Consider the following 452-nt stretch of genomic DNA (forward strand, 5'->3'; position numbering starts at 1 on the left):
CACTGACTTTATAGAGCCTTTTTACGGTGAAAACACGCATTTATTGTCGTCGGTAAAAAGTCTCATACGAGAGCTAGAATTAAGTCAGGTTGACTACTGCTTTGTGGGTGATTTGCCATTTTCACTCTATTGCGTTCGGCAAATGACCACAGATTTGGATATTTTTATTGCAGAGCCACATTGGCATCTATTGGAGACGCGGCTACCTAATACGAAAGCACAGAGCATCATTACTATTAACGAAAACGTCATCCCCTTTGGTGACCAAGAGGAATCCTTTCCTTTGACTATAAACCTAATAAAAGTATCAGCAAGTCAATGGCAGGAGCTATCTTTAGAGCATACACTCAGCGCATTCAAGATAGATAATTTACCCGTTGTCTCTGAGTGTAGCCTGATACCAATGGTGGCAATTCTTAAAAGTAAACTAAACCTCTCAGGTTCAAAGTCTG

General features: G+C 40.5%; 1 protein-coding gene. It reads left to right on the plus strand.

The annotated features are described in order from the left end of the window. Window positions 1-452: hypothetical protein (locus tag B3180_RS10605; RefSeq protein WP_286844412.1), on the plus strand; the 452-nt coding region annotated here is incomplete at both ends.

Origin of the sequence: Idiomarina sp. UBA4206, assembly GCF_002383015.1 — a bacterium.
Classification (GTDB): Bacteria; Pseudomonadota; Gammaproteobacteria; order Enterobacterales; family Alteromonadaceae; genus Idiomarina; species Idiomarina abyssalis.